This is a genomic window from Bacteroides sp. MSB163, assembly GCF_036416795.1.
Taxonomy (GTDB): Bacteria; Bacteroidota; Bacteroidia; order Bacteroidales; family Bacteroidaceae; genus Bacteroides; species Bacteroides maternus.
Genome location: NZ_CP143867.1, coordinates 1,045,040 through 1,068,235 on the forward strand (window position 1 = coordinate 1,045,040; position 23,196 = coordinate 1,068,235).

Consider the following 23,196-nt stretch of genomic DNA (forward strand, 5'->3'; position numbering starts at 1 on the left):
GCGACCTAATTGTTAACCCCTTATAGGTCAATCTTGCATACGTACATTAATAAATTGTCGCAAAAGTCTATACATTCCGGTTCAATCTCTGTATCCCGGATTCTGATAGGCCATCTTTTCTTCTTTGGTCATTTCCATACCGTCCAATTGTCCTTGCGGAATGGGACGAAGATAATGGAACGCTTCGATAGTACGACGGTAAGTTTTCGGGGTATGATCTCCCTTATCGTTTCCACAAATCACATACTCATCGGCATATTCATTCCACTTTTGTGTACGAACAAGGTCGAACCAGCGATAACCCTCACCAAAGAACTCGCGTGAACGTTCATCAAGAATATAGTCGATATCAATGGTAACCGGAGTGGCGGCAACCATTTCCGCACTATGGTCTTCCAATACTTCTGCATTAAGAGCATTACTGAATGTCCATTTACCGGCACGTGCACGAAGAACATTCACCAGTTCGCGCGCATTCTTTCCGCTCTTAGTAGTTGCACCCTCTACTGCAGCCTCAGCAGCCACCAAATAAAGTTCAGAAAACTTAGCTATATTGTAAGGACGAGTACTACCTGCATTCGGCTGGCCTGTACCTGTACCGTTATCCGTACGATACGGACCTAATTTCCACAGTCCAGGAAATATACGACGGCTGATTCCACTGGGATTCATTACCCAATCGGCGCGTCCGGGCAGAATACCTGCGCCTAAATTACCCAAATTGGAACCATAGGCAACGTTAGGATCCTCTTCAAGCAAGAAAGAGAAAATTGGTTCCCCTTCTTTTACCATCATTCCGTTGGCGTTTTCCACTGCATCCCAATTGGCACCATTGGTTGACCAATTTCCACGATATACTGTCGTGAAAGTTCCATCATAACGAGAGTCATTCACTTTATCAGCGAAAGTGTGAGTAAACACCCCATGAGGAGGAGCCATACGAGTCCAAGGGCGACCATAAGCCTGCTCTGCCACACGAATGACAGGAGCCACAGTGACACCGTTCACTTTAGATTGCGCATCCGTATAATTCCAGTTCATCATCCATCCGGCAAAGTTATCGGGAGCGCCACCACCACCGTATGACAAGCTACCACCATTATAATATTCATCTTCTTGAGTATGGTCAGCATAAAGCAAGATTTCCTTATTGCGATCATTAACTCCTGCATTCACTTTCCAGAAACTTTCTTCCAAACCGAACGGACCAGGATTCTCTATGGCTTCTACAGCGATATTATAAGCTTGCTGGAAATACCAAGCCGCATCATGTCCATCAGGATCGGTCCTCTGACATTCCGGATAAGTAGGAATATTGTTCGGATTCTTCAACCACCATGCATAAGTCAGATAAGCTTTTGACAAATAAAGACGAGCCACTGTTTTAGTCAAACCACCCGTCATACGAGGATTGTCCGGCAAATTCTGAACAGCTGTAACCAAATCAGGGAAAACGACTTTAGTATAAACTTCCGGTACCGTATTACGCACGGACGTGCGTGACGGAGTAATGTTGAAAGCCAACTCACCAGAGCCCAAGTCCAAGGGCACACCACCGAAAGTCTGAGCCAGCAGGAAATAGTACATGGCACGGAAGAAACGCGCTTCGGATATCAAAGATTCTGATATACCCACTTCTCCGCCATTAGCAATCACACCGTTGCAAGTATTGATATTGGTAAATGCCATACCCCATAATGCATCCGCACGGCAAGTAGAAGAGGTCAGGTTTCCTACTCCCGAAAGATCGGCATCCTTAAAGTTGCCGTCGGCGCTTTGCCCGTAAGTAGCCTCGTCCGTACCCGTAAGACAGGAATTGTAGTAATAAGCCTGTCCGTAGATGTCGCGCAAATAAGAATACATGGAAGTAATACCGCCTTCCACCCCTTTTTCCGTTTTAAAGAAAGTTGGATCATAGCTGCTACGGGGTTGTTCGTCTAGGATATCGGAACAAGAAGTTGCCAAAAGCAGACCCAAAGCAGCGGTTCCGAGAACTCTTATAGGAGAATATATCGATTTCATCTTCATAATACTTTAGAATGTCAAGTTAATACCAAATAAATAGTTACGCGTAGAGGGTGAGTTCGTACCTACTGTCAGGAAACGTCTCTGAAAACCTACCACTGCTACATTCTCATCACCATAGGAGTTTGTCTCCGGATCAAGCCCGGTTTCCTTATGGAACGGAGAACAGATTACAAACGGGTTCTGGATCGTTACGTATGCACGCAATCCTTGTACTCCCAGTTGTTTCAGCCAACGTTGGTTGTCCATGTTGTAGCCCAATGTAATGGTGCGTACTTTCCAATATGAGGCGTCAAAATATCCCAACGTAGAACCATACTTCGGATTATCACCACTTTGAATGCCACCCGGTTTCGGATATTTAGCATTGGTATTCTCTTCTGTCCAGTAGTCTACATCTACCTGTCCACGACGGCCGCTCAACATATTCAGATAACCGCTGGAATGGTGAAGCGTACTCAACAACTTACCGCCACACTTGAACGCAGTAATCACATTCAAGTCAAAATTCTTATAAGCCACACGCGTACTAAAACCTCCCTGGAATTTAGACTCTAAACTCATGATCTGACGGTCTTCCGGTCCGATAGCACGTACAGGAGTACCGTCCGCATTGTAATCGTCGGTATATTTCACCTTGATCATACCTACATTACCACCCGGTTCAAGAATATCGAGATAAGGATCCCCTTCTTGCCACAAGCCGACATATTCATAATCAAAAATAGCGTCAATAGGATAGCCTACAAACCAGCCATTGCCTTCATCACGGTCTTTCTTTGATGCCAACTCAACCAGTTTATTGCGGTTGGCAGAAAGATTCAGACTGGCATCCCATGTCCATCCGTTATGATTGTCAAGAATCGTACCGTTTAATGTCAACTCAAAGCCCTTATTCTCGGTTTTACCCACATTGGCCATGTAGCTACCTACACCTGATGTAGAAGGTAAGTTCACGTTCTGCAACAAATCATGTGTCTTCTGGATGTAGTATTCGAAAGTACCGGACAAGCGACCATTGAACAAAGTGAAATCCAAACCTACGTTCCATGTGGAAGAATATTCCCAGCCCAACATCGCATTGGGCATTTCTGATACGTAATATCCCGTAGCAAAATTAGTAGGTCCGAAGTTATAAGGACGTGTATTCAGTCTACCCAATGTCTTATAAGGATCTACAGCCTGATTGGAAGTCTCACCATAACCTACACGCAATTTCAATATATCCAGCCACTCTATACCATCCATAAAGGCTTCGTTACGAATATTCCAACCGGCAGATACAGCCGGATAAGTATGCCATTGATGACCTTTTGCCAAACGTGAAGAAGCATCCGAACGAACCGTTGCCATCAACATATAACGATTATCATAAGTGTACATCGCACGCCCCATCCATGACATCAAACCTGTCTTTTGATAATTCCAGTTACTCGGATTTACAGTAATAGTACCTTCAGCACGACCAATATTGTAGTACTGGAAATACTCTGCCGGAATATCCCGACCTGCCACATGAGAACGCGTATAAACAGTTTGTTCGGCTGAATACATTCCAATGACGTTGAATTGGTGTTTTCCGATAGTGCGGTCGTAAGTCAGCAAGTTTTCAACCGCCCAGTTCGTTGTTTCCGAATGTGCCAATGCTGCAGTAGAGGGGGCATCGGGCGCCGTATTGTTAATGCCGTAACCGGTAAACTCACCCTGCTTGGTGGAACGATAGTTTAAACCAAGGTTCATACGATACTTCAATCCTTTTATCCAAGGACATTGAACTTCCGCAAAAAGGTTGTTATAAGTACCGAATCCTTTACTTTCGTTCAACCATTTCTCTTCCAAATTCTCTACAACATCGCGAGTCATCACGAATGCCTCATCCTGACTGTTATATTTTACAGTACGCTTCAAAGTACCGTCTTCGTTATACGGATTGGCTATAGGAGAAACAGACAATACGCCATACAGACCGATGTTGTTGCCTTTAGTCACATTGTAATTGCTGTTTGTGGTAAGGCCAAAACGGAAGTATTTACCTACACCTTGATCGAACGAACCACGCAATGAATAACGGGTATAATTCTGTGTAGGAATCACACCTTGATCTTTGTAGTATGCACCACCAAAACTGTAGTTTCCACCTTGCGTACCACCTGAAATATTAACATCATGGCTGGTAACAAAACCATTACGGTACATCAGATCCTGCCAATCGGTATTGACATCATCCGATTCATCCATAGAATTCTCAAATTTACCTGCATATTTACGCATTTCAGCAAACTTTTCACCGTTCATCATAGGATATTTGGAGAATACCTTTTTCAAACCTACATAACCATTATATGATACTTTGGCAGGAGCACCGGTCACACCTTTATGAGTTGTAATAAGGATAACACCATTGGCACCGCGCGAACCATAAATAGCCGTTGAAGAAGCATCTTTTAAAATATCCATACTCTTGATGTCGCTGGGATTGATATCGGTAAGGCTACCCATAAACGGTATTCCATCCAACACAATCAACGGGTCGTTAGTAGCACTCAAAGAACGTGTACCACGAATACGTATCTGCATAGTGGCACCCGGACGAGAAGATGTCTGTGACATATCCACGCCGGCAATACGGTTTTGCAGAGCATAAGATACATCAGCGGCAGGTACTTCACGCAATTTGTCGCCGCCTACAGATGCAATAGATCCCGTTACATCCGACTTGCGTGCCGTACCATAACCAATTACAACAACTTCTTCCAATGCTTTGGAGTCTTCTTTCAGTATAACCTTAAGTTCGGTTTCATTTTCTACCGGAATTTCCTGCGTCACATATCCTATATAAGAAATTACGAGCGTAGCTCCTTTCTGCACTGAAAGCGAGAATTTACCATCCAAATCAGTAATCACGCCGTTTGTAGTACCTTTTTCAGTCACATTAGCTCCGATAATCGATTCACTCGCATTATCATTTACTACACCTTGCACCCGGATACTTTGTGCAAAACCCCACGAGGGTATTACACTAAGTAAGAACAATAGTACCAAAGGTTTAAAATAAGAATTAGTGTTTTTCATAAAAACATTTTTTTGATTTAAATTACCATTAATTAAAAATACAAGTTCACGCATTAAGATTCGTCTTTTATGTCTTCATACACATTAATTTATAGGTTAAACATATTTTACTATTCACGACATAGTTTTTTGCATTAAAAAACTTCTCGAAGACAAAACTATATAATAAAAAACAAATGCAAGAAAACAAATAATACACATATTTTCCTCCACGTAACATAGTACCAGTAATATGTTACATAATCGTTAATATAGGTTACTCGCAACATAGAAAGTCAGTATTAGCCAGTCATTTAATAGCTATTTACCCAATTTATCCATCAAAATCCGCCATAATCTTCCGTTTGCTCAATGACGGCTCAATAATTACACTAAATTTGCAGTCGAAAACCGTACCCGATTGAGCACCCATGTTGTAGTATAAGTAAAATCAATAAAAACAAAGGAATAATGAAACGCACAGATTTTACTTTTAGAAAGGCATGGATGATATACACTGTATATTTTCTTCTACTCTTTACCCCAACCGCAAATGCACAGCAAACAGCCAGCCTGGTCAGCCTGGAACTAAAAAACGAAAAGCTGTCTGTCGCACTGAAACAGATAGAGAAGATGGGCGGCAAGAATATCCTTTTTGCCTATGAAGAGACGGAGAATTATCACGTAACAGCAAGTATCCGTAAACAGACGCAAGGCGAAGCCATCCGCACAGTACTGAAAGGAAAACCTTTCAACTGTATCGAACGTACCGATTACTTCGTGATTCAACGGAAGGGAAAAGATGGCAAGACTACCCAGGTACGCGGAACCATATACGGAGACCGGAATGAACCGTTAGCGTATGCCAACGTCATCCTGCTGGCAGCAGCTGATTCCGCCTTTATCACAGGATGCGTCACAGCGGAAGACGGTAGCTTTATCCTACCCGGCAACAATGAAAAAAATCATTTGCTGAAAGTAACCTACATAGGCTATCAATCCTTGACGCTTCCTTGCCAGCCGGAAAATGACATCCGCCTGCAACCAGACGCACAAATGCTGAAAGAAGTGACCGTCACTGCCTCCCGCCCGCTGGTGGAACGCAAGAATGGCGCTTTTGTTGCCAACGTAGCTGGGACACCGCTTTCTATGCTGGGCTCCGCAAGCGATATGATCGGTCACCTCCCTTTTGTCACCGGCTCGGACGGTAACTATACCGTTATCGGACGAGGCAAATCGGATATCTACATCAATGGCCGGAAAGTGCGCGACACCTCCGAACTAAACCAACTTCAGGCTAACGAAATACTCTCCGCTGAAATTGTAACCACGCCCGGAGCACGTTATTCCTCCAGCGTGTCATCCGTTATCCGGCTACGTACCATCCGCAAGCGCGGGCAAGGTTTAAGTGCCAATGCCTACGCAGACTATACTCAGGGACACTCGGCAAAAGGCAAACAAGGTGCCTCACTAAATTATCGTACCGGCGGACTGGACATCTTTGTCAAAGGGCACTTCAATGAGTCGGACACATACTCCACCAGTCATACCCAACTGCAACTGAACACTTCCTCCGAATGGAAAAGCATCTCTGACAACGTCAATCGTGCACATGACGCGAACTTCAATGGCGAAGTAGGTTTCAACTACGAACCGGATGACCATCAGTCTTTCGGTATACGCTATGTACCCAAAACCGGACTGGGCGATCAGGAGCTTTATTCGCAAGGTGAAACCGTGATGCTGCGGGACGGAGAAGAGGTAGATCGTCTCACATCCGACGCACACGGTCGCAAGCACACCAACTGGAATCATACCGTGAATGGCTATTATAACGGTACTTTCGGAAAATGGAACATCGACTTCAATGCCGACTACCTCTACGGTCGCTCCGGAGGTGGGCAGAAGGTAGACAACAATGGTGAAACAGACGCTTCATCCGACAGTGAAGTAAAAAACCGCTTGTATGCCGCTAAACTGGTGATTACAGCACCGCTCGGGCAAGGCAAACTCTCTTTCGGTACTGAAGAAACTTTCACCGAGCGCCACGACATCTTCAAGCAAAGCGGTTTCTCCAATGATGCCGATAACCGCATCAAACAGTCCATCGCCTCTGCCTTTGTCGATTATTCCATAGAATTGGGACAGTTCGACATCATGGCAGGGTTACGCTATGAATATCAAAAGACGGATTATTACGAATCAGATATCTATAAAGAAGAGAAAAGTCCTGCTTATCATGACCTGATTCCCGTAGCGGGCATTTTCTACAAAAAGGACGCTTGGAATATCGGCCTGTCTTATCGCATGAAAAAGCATAATCCCAGCTACAGTATGCTGTCCAGTACCATCAGTTACCAAAGCAAGTACCAATACCACAACGGAAATCCTGAACTGGAACCACAAAAGCATAACCTCTTCTCATTGGAAGGAGGCTGGAAATGGATCAATGCCAGTTTGTACTTCAACCACGTACGAAACATGTACACCACTTATGCTAAACCATACGACGATACAATGCATCCCGGCGTAGTATTGTGGACGATGGCAAGCATTCCCAACTCCTATGCATACGGAGGCGCCTTGGTACTCTCCCCAAAGTTCGGCTGGTGGCAACCGCAATTTACGGCCAGCGTGTCCTGGTTTCAGTCCAACGCCCGTTCACTGAATATTCAGCCCCTTTGGAATGAGGTGCAACCGGATTTCATTCTGAATAACAGTTTTACATTGCCTCGTGGCTGGTTTTTCAATATAAAAGGAAGACTGGCATTTGGTGCAAAGCAAAGCTATGCCATCAAAAAAACAGAAGGGACTGTAGATGCGCAACTTACCAAATCTTTCCTGAAAGACCGTGCGTTGCGCATCTCGCTGGTAGCGAATGATATATTTCGTACAGGTACCTATCACTTTCGTGTATATGGCGACCGCACCTACAACGAGTTTGAAAATTATGCCGACAAACAACGTTTCGGCATACGCCTCAACTATCAGTTCAATGCCACCAAGAATAAATATAAAGGTAAAGGTGCCGGAGAAAGTGAAAAAGGACGTCTTTAAATTCCGTTTACCTCAAAGGATGATTCTGTTTACCTCAAATGATAACTCCGTTTACACGCCGAGGTAAAGACCGTTACATACCGAGGTAAAGACCGTTACAATAAGGGGTAAAGGTCGTTACATACGGCGGTAAAGGCTTTTACCGTGCGATGTAAATGACCTGTAAATGCAAACCACTGATTGCGAGAACACTAACCATTCCAGTATCTCTCTTTCCCAATATGTACAATGCCCTTTCCACAACGGTGCAGCGACAGTTTAAGGAGATTGATAAAGGAAATAAAGGATAATCCTTACCTTTGCAGACCAAAAAAGAATCAGAGAATGTCCTTGTTTCATAAAAAAGACACAAAAAGAGAAGTTTTCGGACAGATGTTCACGGAGCTATATCCCCGTCTGGTGCGCTACGCCACCCAACTATTGGGCGACGGAGAAGAAGCCCGTGATATTGTGGGTAGTGTGATGGAGCAGGCGTGGAAACAATTCGAAAAGCTGAAACCGGAAAACCGGGGAGCCTGGCTTTACACTGCCGCACGTAATGCCTGCCTTAACCGTCTGAAGCATCTGCAAGTAGAAGCCACCAATCTGGAAGCATTACACGAAGCCACCCGCATGGATGTAGCAACCGACTACCGGGAACATGAGCGACTACTGCAACAGGCGGAAAGCATTGCCCGTAACCTACCGGAACCGACCTGCACGGTATTGCGGCTCTGCTATTATGAACATAAAACCTATCGGGAAGTAGCCGAACAACTTGGCATCAGTCCCGACACCGTAAAGAAACATATATCCAAAGCTTTGCGTACCTTGCGCGAAGCAATGACTCAGAAAGGAGGAAACCGATGATGGAAGAGAAAAAAGAAAATGATTTCAAGATGGATACTGAAGACCTCAGATTACTGAATGCCTTCGGGGAAGCACTCGGAGACTTACCTTCGGAAGAAGAAACCCGCGCGGCATGGAATGCTTTTGCCTCCCGGCAAGACGCCCAAAAACGCAGACGCATCATACAGATGTGGACTTCCGGCATTGCAGCTGCCATCGTAGTGCTGGCAGCGCTTATCGTGCCCCGCATTATCAGCGAAGACACAATACAAGATATTGAAATCTTTGCGGCCCTGGATGTTCCCGAAGCAATCATCACCTCGGAAAGCAATGGCAGGATTACTCTTTCAACTCCCCCAGCCACTACCACGCAAATCATTCTGGACGATGGCACACAGGTTACACTCAGCGCCAATTCCCGCCTGGAATATCCTAAACAATTCCCCACAGAGGGGACCCGTGAAGTCCATCTGACAGGAGAAGCACGTTTCGAAGTGGCAAAAGATAGTACACGTCCTTTCATTGTTTCTTCCGGTAAGATGCAGACACAGGTATTGGGCACGGTATTCGATGTAAATGCCTATCCGGGAAAAGTAGCGGCAGTTACTTTATTTCAGGGGCGCGTCCGCGTCAGCGACAAAAAACAAACACGGCAGAAAGACATATTGCCCGGACAGCAAGCTATATTGTCTGAAGATAATGGTTTCACCATAGCCGAAGCACAACTCACCGCAACGGAAGGATGGACCAAAGGAGAGTTCAGCTTCGATGATGCCGAACTGGCGGAGATTATGAAGTCTGTCGGCACATGGTATAATGCCAGTATCATCTTTCATTCGCCCGACTTGCTGAAACAACGCATTCATTTCCGCTTCCCGCGAACAACTTCCTTGGAAGAAGTAGTGCAAGCACTTAATGATCTGGGAATAGCCAAACTGGAACAAAAAAAGGGAAAAGTAATCATCAGCGATTATTCTCCCAAACATTGATATACAGGGGGAAGAGCCGGAAAGTTCTTCCTCCTGTATTTACTATTCTACTGTCACAGCCGTACCGCAAGCGGTTACCATCAGCATACTACCGCTTCCACCTACAGTTTCATAGTCCAAATCCACGCCTATCACGGCATTTGCTCCGAGAGCTCTGGCGTGTTCCTGCATTTCACGCAGGGCGATATCTTTCGCTTCGCGCAGCACTTCCTCATAAGAGCCGCTACGTCCGCCCACTACATCGCGGATGCTGGCAAAAAAGTCACGGAATACATTGGCACCGATAATCGTCTCGCCTGAAACGATACCGTAATAGCGGGTGATACGTCCACCCTCGATAGTTGGGGTTGTTGTTACTAACATAATCTTTCTCTATTTATTTAAGTTATTTGTACCCTATTAGACGCACGAATAGAACGAAAAGTTGCAGTAGCGAGAGCTTTTATACCTCTTCATTATAATAAAAAAACAAAAAAGAGAGCACCTATATATGAGCAAAGTCAGCATTTATCTATCTTTGTGCCGAAGAAATGGAAACAAAGCATTTTATATTTAAAATAATGATGTATCTGGTCGTAGTGCTTTTTGCTCTGCAACCAGAAGATTATAATTCCTTTTCCGAGAACGAACCTCCCTTTCTTTGCATCGAACAAAATGAGCATCATTCGCCTGAAGAGTTTAACGATGAAGCTGTTATCTCACGTACACTTTCTTTAAACCGTGCGCGTAAGCTCTGTGCAGAGACTACGACTACTTATATTTTCTCTACTGAGAATACTAATTTATATCAATATAGTGACGGTAGCCAACCGTGCAACCTCAGGAGCGTATATTCACCCGAACGCTCCCTACTTTGTATATACCGGCTTTAGCACAAGTCCTTCTATTACCGTATTTTTATATTCTATCCGGGACGAATCATACATTCGTTCCGCTATGTCTAATTAATAAACTTATATATGGGACTTGTTATATTATATTTAACCATTGCATTATCATTATCATTTTTATGCTCCATCCTTGAAGCAGTTTTATTATCTACCCCAATGTCGTACATCTCCACCAAAGAGAAAACACACGGGAAAAGCGCTATTTTATTAAAGAAGTTCAAACAAGACATCGACCGGCCTATTGCCGCCATATTATCTCTGAATACCATTGCCCACACCGTGGGTGCGGCCGGTGTCGGTGCCGAAGCAGTAAAGATATTCGGAGAAGCTTACTTCGGTGTAATCTCCGCCATACTGACTATCTTAATTCTCGTTCTCTCAGAGATCATTCCTAAAACGATAGGCGCCTGCTACTGGCGCACACTGGCACTTCCATCAGCCCGTATCATTAATTTCCTTATTATTATCTGTTATCCCCTGGTGTGGTTGTCCGAGCTGATTACCCGTCTGTTTTCTTCTGGCAAACAAGAATTATCCGTAAGCCGCGAAGAGGTTTCGGCTATGATTTCCATCGGGGTAGAAGAAGGTGTTTTCCAGATGAAAGAAAACAAGATGATACAAAACCTCATTAAACTGGATAAAGTAAAATCACAATCCATTATGACTCCCCGTACTGTAGTGGCAACAGCTCCCGAAAGTATGTCTCTGAAAGAGTTCTATCAGGATGGAAAGTATAAGTTTTACTCTCGTATTCCAATTTATAATGATAGCGAAGATTATATCACAGGATATGTGTTGCGGCAGACTGTACTCGAAAAGTTAGCAGAAGACAGATTCGATATGTGTCTGAAGGATGTGGCCCGCCCTATCCTTTCCTTCCCGGAAAATAGTCCTGTTTCCACGGTTTGGGAACAGATGCTTGAAAAGAAAGAGCATATTTCAATCTTGATTGATGAATATGGCTGCTTCTGGGGAATTGTCACAATGGAGGATATTATCGAAACAGCCTTAGGTTTTGAGATTGTGGATGAAAAAGACTCCGTAACGGATATGCAGAAACTGGCACGGGATAAGTGGCAGAAGAAGCTGGCAGAGGCGAAAATTAATGATTAGCGATTAGGGGGTAGTGATTAGTGATAACCATCCGCATAGCGCCAATCACTAATCACTACCCCCTAATCGCTAATCAAAACATCTTACCGACACGTTCGATACCTGTCACCAAGACATCGATTTCTTCTTTTGTATTATAGATTCCAAAGGAAGCACGCACTGTTCCTTCTATGCCGAGGCGTTGCATCAGCGGTTGGGCGCAATGGTGTCCTGTACGTACGGCAATACCGAGACGATCGAGCAATGTGCCCATATCGAAGTGATGAATATCACCCACAAGGAAAGAGATGACACTCCCTTTCGCAGCTGCTTCACCAAAGATGCGCATACCAGGGATTGTTTTCAATCGCTGTGTGGCATATTCCGTCAATTCATGCTCATAAGCGGCAATCTGATCCATGCCAATGGCAGAAACATAATCGAGAGCTTTCGCCAGTCCCGTAGTACCGATATAGTCAGGAGTACCGGCTTCGAACTTAAATGGCAATTCATTGAAGGTAGTACGTTCAAAAGATACATGCTTTATCATCTCACCGCCGCCTTGATAAGGAGGTAACTTATCCAGCCATTCTTCCTTACCATAAAGCACGCCCACACCGGTAGGCCCATACACTTTATGACCGGAGAATACAAGGAAATCAGCATCCAGATCCTGCACGTCCACTGCAATGTGAGGAATGGATTGTGCCGCATCTACCAGAAAAGGTACATCATGCTTATGGGCAATCTTAATCATTTCCTTGATAGGATTGAACGTACCCAGAACATTGGACACATGTACTACGCTCACAATCTTCGTCCGGTCAGTGAAAAGCTTCTCGTATTCATCCATCAGGAGTTCGCCGCGGTCGTTCATCGGAATAACCTTCAGATTGATGCATTTCCGTTCGGCCAGCAGTTGCCAGGGGACGATGTTACTATGATGTTCCATTACGGAAACAATCACTTCATCACCCGGATGCAGGAATGCTTCACCGAAGCTGGAGGCTAACAGATTGATGCTTTCCGTGGTTCCCCGTGTAAATACGATTTCATTTATAGAACCGGCATTGATAAACTTTCGCACTGTCTCTCGACTTGCCTCGTGCAGTTCCGTTGCCTGTTGCGACAGAAAGTGTACGCCACGATGCACATTGGCATTGACAGAATAATATTCATCCGTTATGGCATCCACTACACAGCGGGGCTTCTGTGTCGTCGCCCCATTATCCAAATAGACCAATGGTTTGCCGTACACTTCACGGGATAGTATCGGAAAATCGGCTCTTATCTTTTGAATATCCATATTAGCTTAGAATTATGAATGATGAATGAAGAATTGGCTGCGCCATGTCATGCCGCATGGTAATTCTTCATTCTTAATTCTTCATTTATTTGCATATCGCACAGCCCTGGCACTTATTCAGTTCACCACGGAAACGTTTCTCTACCAAGAGATGTAAGCGATCTTTCAATACATCCAGACGGATGGTATCGATTACTTCGTTTACGAAGGCGAACATCAGCAATAAGCGGGCTTCACGTGCCGGAATACCGCGCTGGCGCATATAGAAGAGTGCATTTTCGTCCAACTGACCAACGGTAGCGCCATGACTACACTTTACATCATCGGCATAAATTTCCAGTTGCGGCTGCGTATACATACGTGCTTCACGGGTAGCACAAAGATTCCGGTTCGTTTGTTGCGAATTGGTATGTTGCGCATCCGGGCGCACCAATACCAAACCGGCAAATGCACCGACTGACTGGTCATCGAGCACATACTTGAAGAGCTCATTGCTGGTACAGTTAGGTACGGCATGATCGATACTTGTATTGTTGTCTACATGCTGATTCTTATCTGCAATGACCATACCGCAAAGGTTGATTTCGGCGCCTTCACCTGCCAGCAATACTTCAGTGGTGTTGCGGGAAGTGCCGTTATGCAAGGTCATGCCATTCAGCAATACATTGCTGTTGGCTTCCTGCTTCACATACATATTACTGATACGTACGGTACTTGTATGCGTTTCTTCGAGTTCGTAAAGATCAAAGACAGCATTCTCACCTACGAATACTTCTATTACCTGGGTTGCCAGGAAATTCACGGCATCCATGGCATGGTCGCACACCAGCATGCGTGCCTGTGCGCCATCTTCCAATACAATCAATACCCGGCGGTTCACCAAGAAGTTCACGTCACCACGCAGGATGTTTACCAACTGAATGGGACGTTCCAAAGCGACGTTCTTAGGTATATACAACAGCACACCGTCTTGTGCAAAAGCTGTGTTGAATGCTGTCACTCCGTCTTTTGAAGTGTCTGCCAGCTTGCCATAGTACTTCTTTACCAGTTCCGGATGCTTCGCCGCCATCTCCTTCAAACTACCGAAGATGACTCCTTCGGGCAGATGTGAAGCAGGTAGCGCTTTATTGTAAAAAGCATCATTCACTACAAAGTAGAGGGACGTACTCATATTGGGTACATCGCATTTGAATACTTCATAGGGATTTACCGGAATATCCAGACGGTTCAGGTTCAACCCATAGTCCGGTTCAAAGAACTTGCTGACATCGGTATATTTATATTTCTCCTGCTTACGGGTAGGAAAGCCAAGCCGCTCGAAGTCGGCAAACGCAGTGGCACGAGAGGTATTCAGCACCTCGGCACTGTGCTGGCATATCATAGCTTCCGTCTGGGAGAAAAGATCTATGTATTGTTGTTCTGCATTCATAATTTATTCTCCCAACTCCTTCTTAATCCAATCATACCCCTTCTCTTCCAGTTCCAGCGCCAATTCCGGTCCCGCCGTCTTCACGATACGACCTTTGTAAAGCACATGTACGACGTCAGGTTTGATATAATCCAGTAAGCGTTGGTAGTGAGTGATGACAATGGTGCTGTTCTCCGGTGTTTTCAACTTGTTCACACCTTCGGCTACGATACGCAAAGCATCGATATCCAGCCCGGAATCCGTTTCATCCAGAATACTCAATTTCGGTTCCAGCATCGCCATCTGGAAGATTTCATTCCGCTTCTTCTCTCCACCGGAGAAACCTTCATTCACCGAACGGTTAGCCAGTTTATTGTCCAGTTCCACAATGGCACGCTTTTCACGCATCAACTTCAGGAACTCGCTTGCACTGAGAGCGGGCAAATGATTGTATTTACGTTGCTCATTCACCGCTGCACGCATAAAGTTAACCATACTCACACCCGGAATTTCTACCGGATACTGGAAGCTGAGGAAGATACCCTCGTGACTACGGTCTTCCGGTGAAAAGTCCAACAGGTTCTTACCGCAGAAAGTCACGCTTCCCTTCGTCACCTCAAAGGCAGGATTACCTACCAATACAGCCGAAAGAGTACTTTTTCCGGAACCGTTCGGTCCCATAATAGCATGCACCTCACCTGCTCTTACCGACAGGTTGATGCCTTTCAATATCTCTTTACCATTTACACTGGCATGCAGGTCTTTTATCTCTAACATAATCTATTAAATTAAGAATGAAGAATTAAGAATGAAGAATATCGCAACATTCTCCACTCCTAACTCTTCATCGTTTTATTTTAATTCTTCATTCTTCATTCTTAACTCTTCATTTATCCTACGCTGCCTTCCAGCGAAATTGCCAACAACTTCTGAGCCTCTACCGCAAACTCCATAGGCAGCTTATTAAGCACTTCCTTAGCATAACCGTTCACAATCAGCCCAACTGCGTCCTCCGTAGAAATACCACGCTGGTTGCAATAGAAGATCTGGTCTTCATTGATCTTACTGGTAGTCGCCTCATGCTCCACAACCGCCGTCTCATTATGGATATCCATATACGGGAAGGTATGCGCACCACACTTATCACCCAGCAACAGAGAATCGCACTGACTATAGTTACGCGCATTATCCGCCTTTTGAGCTACACGCACCAGACCACGGTAAGAGTTCTCACTATGTCCGGCAGAGATACCTTTGCTGACAATGGTACTGCTGGTATTCTTACCCAGATGAATCATCTTCGTACCCGTATCCGCCTGTTGGTAGTTGTTCGTCACCGCCACACTGTAGAATTCAGCCGAAGAGTTATCTCCAGTCAGAATGCAGGAAGGGTATTTCCACGTAATAGCCGATCCTGTCTCCACCTGTGTCCAAGAGAGCTTACTGTTCGCACCTTTGCAGTTACCACGTTTCGTAACAAAGTTATAAACACCGCCTTTACCTTCGGCATCACCCGGATACCAGTTCTGTACGGTGCTGTACTTCACTTCGGCACGCTCGTGCACCACAATCTCCACGATAGCGGCATGCAACTGATTCTCATCACGCATCGGAGCCGTACAACCTTCCAGATAGGAAACATACGAATCATCATCCGCTACAATCAGCGTCCGCTCAAACTGGCCTGTATTACGCGCATTGATACGGAAATACGTGGACAACTCCATCGGGCAGCGTACCCCTTTCGGGATATATACAAACGAACCGTCGGAGAATACCGCCGAGTTCAGTGCGGCAAAGAAGTTGTCACGATAGCCCACTACGGAACCAAGATACTTCTGCACCAAATCCGGATGCTCACGTACGGCTTCACTAATGGAACAGAAAATAATTCCTTTCTCCATCAACGTTTCCTTAAACGTAGTTTTCACAGATACGGAGTCCATCACGGCATCCACTGCCATGCCACTCAACGCCATCTGTTCTTCCAGGGGGATGCCCAGCTTATTGAAGGTTTTTATCAACTCTGGGTCTACTTCGTCCATACTCTTAGGCGCATCTTTCTTCTTCGCCAACGGATCGGCATAGTAGGAAATAGCCTGATAATCTATCTCAGGAATACGGAGATGCGCCCATGTAGGCATCTCCATCGTCAACCAGTGACGATATGCTTTCAGACGGAACTCCAACAGCCATTCCGGCTCGTTCTTCTTCGCAGAGATCAGCCGTACAACATCTTCATTCAGCCCACGCTCAATGACTTCCGTATGTACGTCGGTGGTGAAGCCGTACTTGTACTTCTCCTGCGTTAGTTCCTTTACATATTTATTGGGTTCTTCGGGTTGCATTATGTATTAAGTATATATTGTTCTGTAACTTCTTTTGCAGCCGGGAAAAACATTCCCGCAAACGACTCTATAGGATAATATAACACGGATTCCTCCTTCATTGTTCTATCAATCATCGTATTGTCCGAGTCGATAAACTCGACAACACAGATAAGCAGACTCACCAGCAGCAGAAACTTCAACGCGCCCAGTCCGGCACCCAGCCAGCGATTCAGCCAACCGAGCGAGACTGCTTCCATCGCCTTCGTCAGCAAAGCCGCTACCAGCAGGAACAACAACGGAACCACTATCCAGATTACAACAAACGCCAATATCTGTGCAAACGTCATAGAGTCCGTTATCTTAGAAAAGACTCTCTCCGCCACCGACACATACAGTGCTTTTGCAGCCAGCAATCCAACAATCAATCCGAGAATGGATGCCAGTTGCTTGATGAAGCCTTTTATAAAACCGATGACCGCTCCCGCACCAATCACCACCAACAGGATGATATCTATTATTGTCATAACTATATAAATTGACAATGGATAATTGACAATTGACAATTCCTTTTATTATCAACTACCAACTATCCATTGCTAAGTCCATTTTACAGATAATTGTCAATTGTCAATTATCAACTGTCAACTGTCAAAGAGTCTGTTTTACTTCTATTTCTTCGTAAGATTCGATCATATCGCCTACCTTGATATCATTGCAGTTCGTCAGGCTGATACCGCACTCGAAGTTGGTACCTACTTCCTTCACGTCGTCCTTGAAACGTTTCAAAGCATTGATAGAACCGGTAAAGATTACGATACCGTCGCGGATCAAACGGGCCTTGTCGCTGCGTTTCACCTTTCCGGTCTTCACTACCGCACCGGCTACAAGACCTACCTTGGTGATATTGAACACCTCGCGTACCTCGATGGTTGCAGTTACCTGCTCCTTCACCTGCGGTGCCAACATACCTTCCATAGCGGCCTTCACCTCTTCGATAGCGTCGTAAATCACTGAGTACTTGCGGATATCCACACCTTCGTTCTCTGCCATCTTTGCAGCGGCATTCGACGGACGCACCTGGAAGCCGATGATGATAGCATCCGAAGCGGCAGCCAGTGAAACATCGGATTCGGAAATAGCTCCAACGCCTTTATGGATTACATTTACCTGTACCTGCTCTGTAGACAGCTTGATCAGTGAATCGCTCAACGCCTCAACAGAACCGTCCACGTCACCCTTAACGATAACATTCAGTTCATGGAAGTCACCCAGTGCCAGACGACGGCCAACTTCATCCAAAGTAAGCATCTTCTGAGTACGCAGACCTTGTTCACGTTGCAACTGTTCACGTTTGTTAGCGATTTCACGTGCTTCCTGTTCCGTATCGATTACGTGGAACGTATCACCGGCAGCAGGTGCACCGTTCAATCCCAGAATCAATACCGGCTCAGACGGTCCGGCCTCTTTCAGACGCTGGTTGCGTTCGTTGAACATAGCTTTCACCTTACCATATGCTGTACCTGCCAGTACAATGTCTCCCACCTGAAGTGTACCGTTTGATACCAGCATGGTAGCTACGTAACCACGTCCTTTGTCCAATGAAGACTCGATGATGGAACCTGTCGCCTTACGGTTCGGGTTTGCTTTCAGATCAAGCATTTCTGCTTCCAGCAATACTTTCTCCAACAGTTCTTTCACACCCAAGCCTTTCTTGGCCGAGATATCTTGCGATTGATATTTGCCGCCCCATTCTTCAACGAGATAGTTCATACCTGCCAGTTCTTCCTTAATCTTGTCAGCATTGGCAGTCGGTTTATCAATCTTGTTAATTGCAAATACGATAGGTACACCGGCAGCCATAGCATGGTTGATAGCTTCCTTCGTTTGCGGCATCACGTTATCATCGGCAGCGACAATAATGATAACCACGTCCGTCACCTTCGCACCACGGGCACGCATAGCGGTAAACGCCTCATGACCCGGAGTATCGAGGAACGTAATCTTACGTCCGTCTTCCAGTTTCACGTTGTAAGCACCGATGTGCTGCGTGATACCACCGGCTTCACCGGCAATAACGTTCGCCTTACGGATATAGTCGAGCAATGATGTCTTACCGTGGTCTACGTGACCCATGACGGTAACAATCGGTGCGCGCGGTTCCAGATCCTCTTCAGAATCCTCCTCTTCTACAATGGCCTGCGCCACTTCCGCACTGACATATTCAGTCTTGTATCCGAACTCTTCCGCCACCAGATTGATGGTTTCAGCATCCAGACGCTGGTTAATAGACACCATGATACCGATACTCATACAAGTAGCGATGACCTGCGTCACGGAAATATCCATCATGCTTGCCAACTCGTTGGCAGTCACGAATTCCGTTATCTTCAGCACTCTGCTGTCCGCCATTTCGCGGTCTTCCTGCTCCTGCATACGGCTGTTCGCTATATCGCGCTTGTCCTTACGGTATTTGGAAGTCTTGCTCTTACCTTTGGAAGTGAGGCGTGCCAAGGTTTCTTTTACCTGCTTAGCTACATCTTCCTCGCTAACCTCCTGCTTGATGACCGGTTTCTTGAAACGATCCCTGTTATTGTTGTTACGATTGTTCTTGTTGCCACCTTGGTGATTATTACCACCACCGGCACCTTGCTGACCACCACCGGCATGAGATCCTTTACCTCCACCACGGTTGTCGCCTCCACGCTGGAAGTTGGATGCGTTGTTGATATCCACCTTCTCCTTATTATTAATGCGGAGACGTTTCTTCTTGTTGGCGTTGGCATCGGCATCTTTCTCCTTGCCATCCTTCGCTTTGATGTCTTCGCGACGGATTTCTTTGATGATCGCCTCTTTCATCAGCTTCTTCTGATCCTGACGAATCTTCTCCTTCTCTTCACGCTCCTTACGTTTCTCCTCTTTGGATTTCTTCTTAGGGCGTGTAGACTGGTTCAATGTCGCCAGATCAATCTGACCGATGATATTGATCTTAGAAACAAACTCCGGCTTGTGAATTGTGAAGATTTCCGCTTCACCACTCTTTGCAGGCGCTTCTTCTGCCACAGCCGGTTTCTCCTCTTCCCGGACAGGTGCCGCGGGAGCAGGTGTTTCTTTTTTCACTACTTCTTTCGCTACTGCCGGAGCGGGTTTGGGTGCAGGTTTTTCTGCAACGACTGCCGGCTTCGGTTCTTCTTTCACCACAGGAACCGGTTCGGGAGCCGGAGCTGGCTTCGGTTCGGGCTTTAATTCCGGTCTGGGTTCCGGTTTCGGTTCCGGTCTGAACTCAGGCTTCGGTTCCGGTTTGGGCTGCGGTTTAGGTTCTTCCTTTACCACAGGCGCAGATGTTTCCACTTTCTTTTCTTCCACTTTTTCTACTACCGGTTTCCGGTTCAGTTTATCCAAGTCTATTTTTCCGACAGGTTTAAACTTCGGACGTGCATCTTCGGGGACAACTGTCTTTATTTCTTCAACTTTCGGTTTCTCCGTAGTCTCAGCCTCGTAACCATCGATAGATACCGATGCTTTGTTACGGTCTTTATTCTGCCGTTCCTGAATGAAACGTTCCGATTCAAGTCTAAGATTCTTATCTGTACTGAACTCTTTCACGAGCAAGGCATATTGCTCCTCGTTAATTTTTGTGTTGGGGTTTGCCTCAACGGCAAATCCTTTCTTCTGCAAGAACTCAACGACCGTTGAAATTCCTACATTCAAATCTCTTGTTACTTTATTTAACCTTATCGTCATACTAAAAAATTAATGAATAATGTGGAGAAAGAAGTTAGTGCAAACAGAAACAGATGTCAACAGACACTTTATTCCGCCTCGGGCTCTGCCTCAGGGGCAACCTCGGGCTCTGTCTCAGGCATAACCTCAGGTGCCGGATCCAATTCGGGTTCGCCTTCTTCAAACTCCAAACTTAAAATGCGTAATACCTCATCCACCGTTTCTTCTTCCAAGTCAGTCTTTTCAATCAACAACTCGCGCGGAGCGTTCAACACGGCCTTCGCTGTATCGATACCAATCGACTTGATGGCATCAATCACCCAACCGTCGATTTCGTCTCTGAACTCATCCAGATAGATATCTTCATCCTCAACAGCCTGATCCAACTCACGGAATACGTCAATGGTGTACTCGGTCAACATACTGGCAAGTTTGATATTCAAACCGCCTTTACCAATAGCCAGCGAAACCTCTTCAGGCCTCAGAAATACTTCTGCCTTACGTTCCTCTTCATTCAGACGAATAGAAGATATCTTCGCGGGGCTGAGGGCACGCTGAATAAACAACTGGATATTGGACGTATAGTTGATTACGTCAATATTCTCGTTGCGCAACTCACGAACAATGCCATGAATACGGCTACCCTTCACACCTACGCAGGCACCTACCGGGTCGATACGGTCGTCGTACGACTCAACGGCAATCTTGGCACGCTCACCGGGGATACGGGCAATCTTCTTAATGGTAATCAGTCCGTCATTGATTTCGGGTACTTCCATCTCGAACAGACGCTGCAGAAATACAGGCGATGTACGGGAAAGGATAATCTTCGGATTATTATTCTTGTTGTCCACACGGGCCACCACGGCACGCGCCGTTTCTCCCTTGCGATAGAAATCGCTCGGAATCTGTTCCGTCTTGGGCAGCAGTAATTCGTTTCCTTCATCGTCGAGCAGCAGCATTTCCTTCTTCCATATCTGGTATACTTCTGCATTGATGATATTACCCACCTTATCAATATATTTATTATAGATACTGTCTTTTTCCAGTTCCAATATTTTAGAGGCCAACGTCTGACGCAGGTTCAGGATGGCACGTCGTCCGAAGTTCGCGAAGATTACTTCATCCGTCACTTCCTCGCCCACTTCATAAGAAGCATCTATTTTCTGTGCTTCCGATAATGCAATCTGCAAGTTCGGATTTTCCAGGTCTTCATCCGCCACTACTTCACGGTTGCGCCATATTTCGAAGTCGCCCTTGTCCGGGTTCACAATTACGTCGTAATTCTCATCGGTGCCGAACATCTTCGCGATCACACTACGGAACGACTCTTCGAGCACGCTCACCATGGTGGTTCTATCGATATTTTTCAGTTCCTTAAATTCCGAAAATGTATCTATCAGGCTGATAGTTTCTACTTTCTTGGCCATAGTCTTATTTAAAACTGATTAAGTATTTAGTATATTTTATTTCATCATACGCAAGCATTTCGTCTTCCTGCACCAGCTGGGGGCGCTTGGCTCCTTCGGGTTTCACTTTCTTCTCTACAGTTACAGTAAAATGCTGTTCATCGGCCGCCTTCAGCACGCCGCACAACTTGCGTCCATCTTTTCTCAGCACTTCCACTTCTTTTCCGATGTGGTTGGTGTACTGTTGCAACACTTTAAATGGCTGTCCGATACCGGCAGAACCTACCTCCAACTCATAATCCTCATCCTCACGGTTCAACTTGGATTCGATGTATCGGCTCAACTCCACACAATCTTCAATCCAAACCCCTTCTTTGTGGTCAATTTCCACCACAATCTTGTCGTCCGGGCTGATAGCTACTTCCACCAGAAAGTACTCTTTTCCGTCCAGCCACTCGTCAACAATCTGACAAACAGTTTTCTTTTCTACCATTGATTAACTATATAAGAACAAAAAAAGGAGCTTAATTGCCCCTCCACCTTTCATCCATTGCGGTTGCAAAGATATAAATAATCTATTCGACTACAAAATATTAGAGAAAAAAAGAATGATTTAACGCTCCTGAAAGAAGAAAGTAATGCAAATGACTTCTGTAAAACCGCTTCGATATGGCAAGGTGGATTCTGACATTTTGTATTTTATGCATAAGGAGAATGCCGTATATCCGTCCTTCCGCCGGTCTGGATGGAAATACGCAAGTAAAAAAGTGTATCCGGCAGACTGACAGATGGATACATAAATACGGACAATGCTGAAAAATAAAACGCATGCGGCTTGGAGCCCATAAACTGTTGGTTTGCATTGGATATATGGATCGTAGGCGTTCCATATATAGATGGCAAGTATTAGATATATAGATCGTAAGCGTTAGATATATAGATAGTAGACATTAGATATATAGTTTTGAGGCATAAGATGTATAGTTATCTTGTATAAAGTCCGTATAATGACTGTATATTATTCAATATTCCGTATTTATATTCCTTTATAAGACAGAACAAGATACTATTTCCACTCTTTTATAAAAACG

The 23,196-nt window shown here is 45.3% G+C and carries 16 protein-coding genes; 5 read left to right on the forward strand and 11 right to left on the reverse strand.

The window, feature by feature from the left end:
- Positions 1–81: 81 nt before the first annotated feature.
- A complete protein-coding gene (locus tag VYM24_RS03580) occupies positions 82–2,022 on the reverse strand; it encodes a RagB/SusD family nutrient uptake outer membrane protein (protein ID WP_291550938.1) in 1,941 nt (646 codons plus the stop codon).
- A gap of 12 nt (positions 2,023–2,034) precedes the next feature.
- Positions 2,035–5,097: a SusC/RagA family TonB-linked outer membrane protein gene (locus VYM24_RS03585; protein WP_330941471.1), complete on the reverse strand. Its 3,063-nt coding sequence runs from the start codon at positions 5,095–5,097 to the stop codon at positions 2,035–2,037.
- A gap of 450 nt (positions 5,098–5,547) precedes the next feature.
- Here VYM24_RS03585 and VYM24_RS03590 point away from each other — a divergent pair, with 450 nt between their 5' ends.
- The 3 genes from VYM24_RS03590 (at position 5,548) to VYM24_RS03600 (ending at position 9,950) form a co-directional block, all read left to right on the forward strand.
- Complete coding sequence (locus tag VYM24_RS03590) at positions 5,548–8,133, forward strand: outer membrane beta-barrel family protein (protein ID WP_330941472.1); 2,586 nt, start codon at positions 5,548–5,550, stop codon at positions 8,131–8,133.
- 324 nt (positions 8,134–8,457) lie between these two features.
- Positions 8,458–8,982: an RNA polymerase sigma-70 factor gene (locus tag VYM24_RS03595; protein WP_330941473.1), complete on the forward strand. Its 525-nt coding sequence runs from the start codon at positions 8,458–8,460 to the stop codon at positions 8,980–8,982.
- Positions 8,979–9,950 (forward strand): FecR family protein, encoded by a 972-nt coding sequence (locus tag VYM24_RS03600; RefSeq protein ID WP_291550933.1) that lies wholly within the window; start codon positions 8,979–8,981, stop codon positions 9,948–9,950. The genes VYM24_RS03595 and VYM24_RS03600 overlap by 4 nt, the downstream gene beginning before the upstream one ends.
- Before the next feature lie 42 nt (positions 9,951–9,992).
- On the opposite strand, the gene VYM24_RS03605 is transcribed toward VYM24_RS03600, so the two are convergent.
- Positions 9,993–10,313, reverse strand: a complete 321-nt coding sequence (locus tag VYM24_RS03605; protein WP_007210905.1) for a heavy metal-binding domain-containing protein — start codon at positions 10,311–10,313, stop codon at positions 9,993–9,995.
- Between the two features lie 197 nt (positions 10,314–10,510).
- Here VYM24_RS03605 and VYM24_RS03610 point away from each other — a divergent pair, with 197 nt between their 5' ends.
- Both VYM24_RS03610 and VYM24_RS03615 read left to right on the forward strand, forming a co-directional pair.
- Positions 10,511–10,822 carry a hypothetical protein gene (locus VYM24_RS03610; protein ID WP_330941474.1) on the forward strand — a complete coding sequence of 104 codons (312 nt, stop codon included), beginning with the start codon at positions 10,511–10,513 and terminating at the stop codon, positions 10,820–10,822.
- An 87-nt stretch (positions 10,823–10,909) separates the two neighbouring features.
- Positions 10,910–11,953: a CNNM domain-containing protein gene (locus VYM24_RS03615; protein WP_291550931.1), complete on the forward strand. Its 1,044-nt coding sequence runs from the start codon at positions 10,910–10,912 to the stop codon at positions 11,951–11,953.
- Positions 11,954–12,026: 73 nt separating this feature from the next.
- Here the strand turns inward: VYM24_RS03615 and VYM24_RS03620 are convergent, their stop codons facing one another.
- From VYM24_RS03620 to rimP, 8 genes are all read right to left on the reverse strand, one after another.
- Positions 12,027–13,238, reverse strand: a complete 1,212-nt coding sequence (locus VYM24_RS03620) for an aminotransferase class V-fold PLP-dependent enzyme (RefSeq protein ID WP_291550929.1) — start codon at positions 13,236–13,238, stop codon at positions 12,027–12,029.
- 85 nt (positions 13,239–13,323) lie between these two features.
- Positions 13,324–14,667, reverse strand: coding sequence for a Fe-S cluster assembly protein SufD (gene sufD / locus VYM24_RS03625; RefSeq protein WP_299091892.1), 1,344 nt, complete (start codon positions 14,665–14,667; stop codon positions 13,324–13,326).
- Positions 14,668–14,670: 3 nt separating this feature from the next.
- Complete coding sequence (gene sufC / locus VYM24_RS03630; protein ID WP_025832420.1) at positions 14,671–15,423, reverse strand: Fe-S cluster assembly ATPase SufC; 753 nt, start codon at positions 15,421–15,423, stop codon at positions 14,671–14,673.
- 113 nt (positions 15,424–15,536) lie between these two features.
- A complete protein-coding gene (gene sufB / locus VYM24_RS03635) occupies positions 15,537–16,994 on the reverse strand; it encodes a Fe-S cluster assembly protein SufB (RefSeq protein WP_007210913.1) in 1,458 nt (485 codons plus the stop codon).
- On the reverse strand, positions 16,994–17,500 hold the full coding sequence (locus VYM24_RS03640; protein WP_007210914.1) for a CvpA family protein: 507 nt from the start codon (positions 17,498–17,500) through the stop codon (positions 16,994–16,996). The genes sufB and VYM24_RS03640 overlap by 1 nt, the downstream gene beginning before the upstream one ends.
- Positions 17,501–17,624: 124 nt before the next feature.
- Complete coding sequence (gene infB / locus VYM24_RS03645) at positions 17,625–20,717, reverse strand: translation initiation factor IF-2 (protein ID WP_299091905.1); 3,093 nt, start codon at positions 20,715–20,717, stop codon at positions 17,625–17,627.
- Positions 20,718–20,785: 68 nt separating this feature from the next.
- Positions 20,786–22,126 (reverse strand): transcription termination factor NusA, encoded by a 1,341-nt coding sequence (nusA, locus tag VYM24_RS03650; RefSeq protein WP_217716185.1) that lies wholly within the window; start codon positions 22,124–22,126, stop codon positions 20,786–20,788.
- Between the two features lie 4 nt (positions 22,127–22,130).
- A complete protein-coding gene (rimP, locus tag VYM24_RS03655) occupies positions 22,131–22,598 on the reverse strand; it encodes a ribosome assembly cofactor RimP (RefSeq protein ID WP_007210917.1) in 468 nt (155 codons plus the stop codon).
- Between the last annotated feature and the right edge of the window lie 598 nt (positions 22,599–23,196).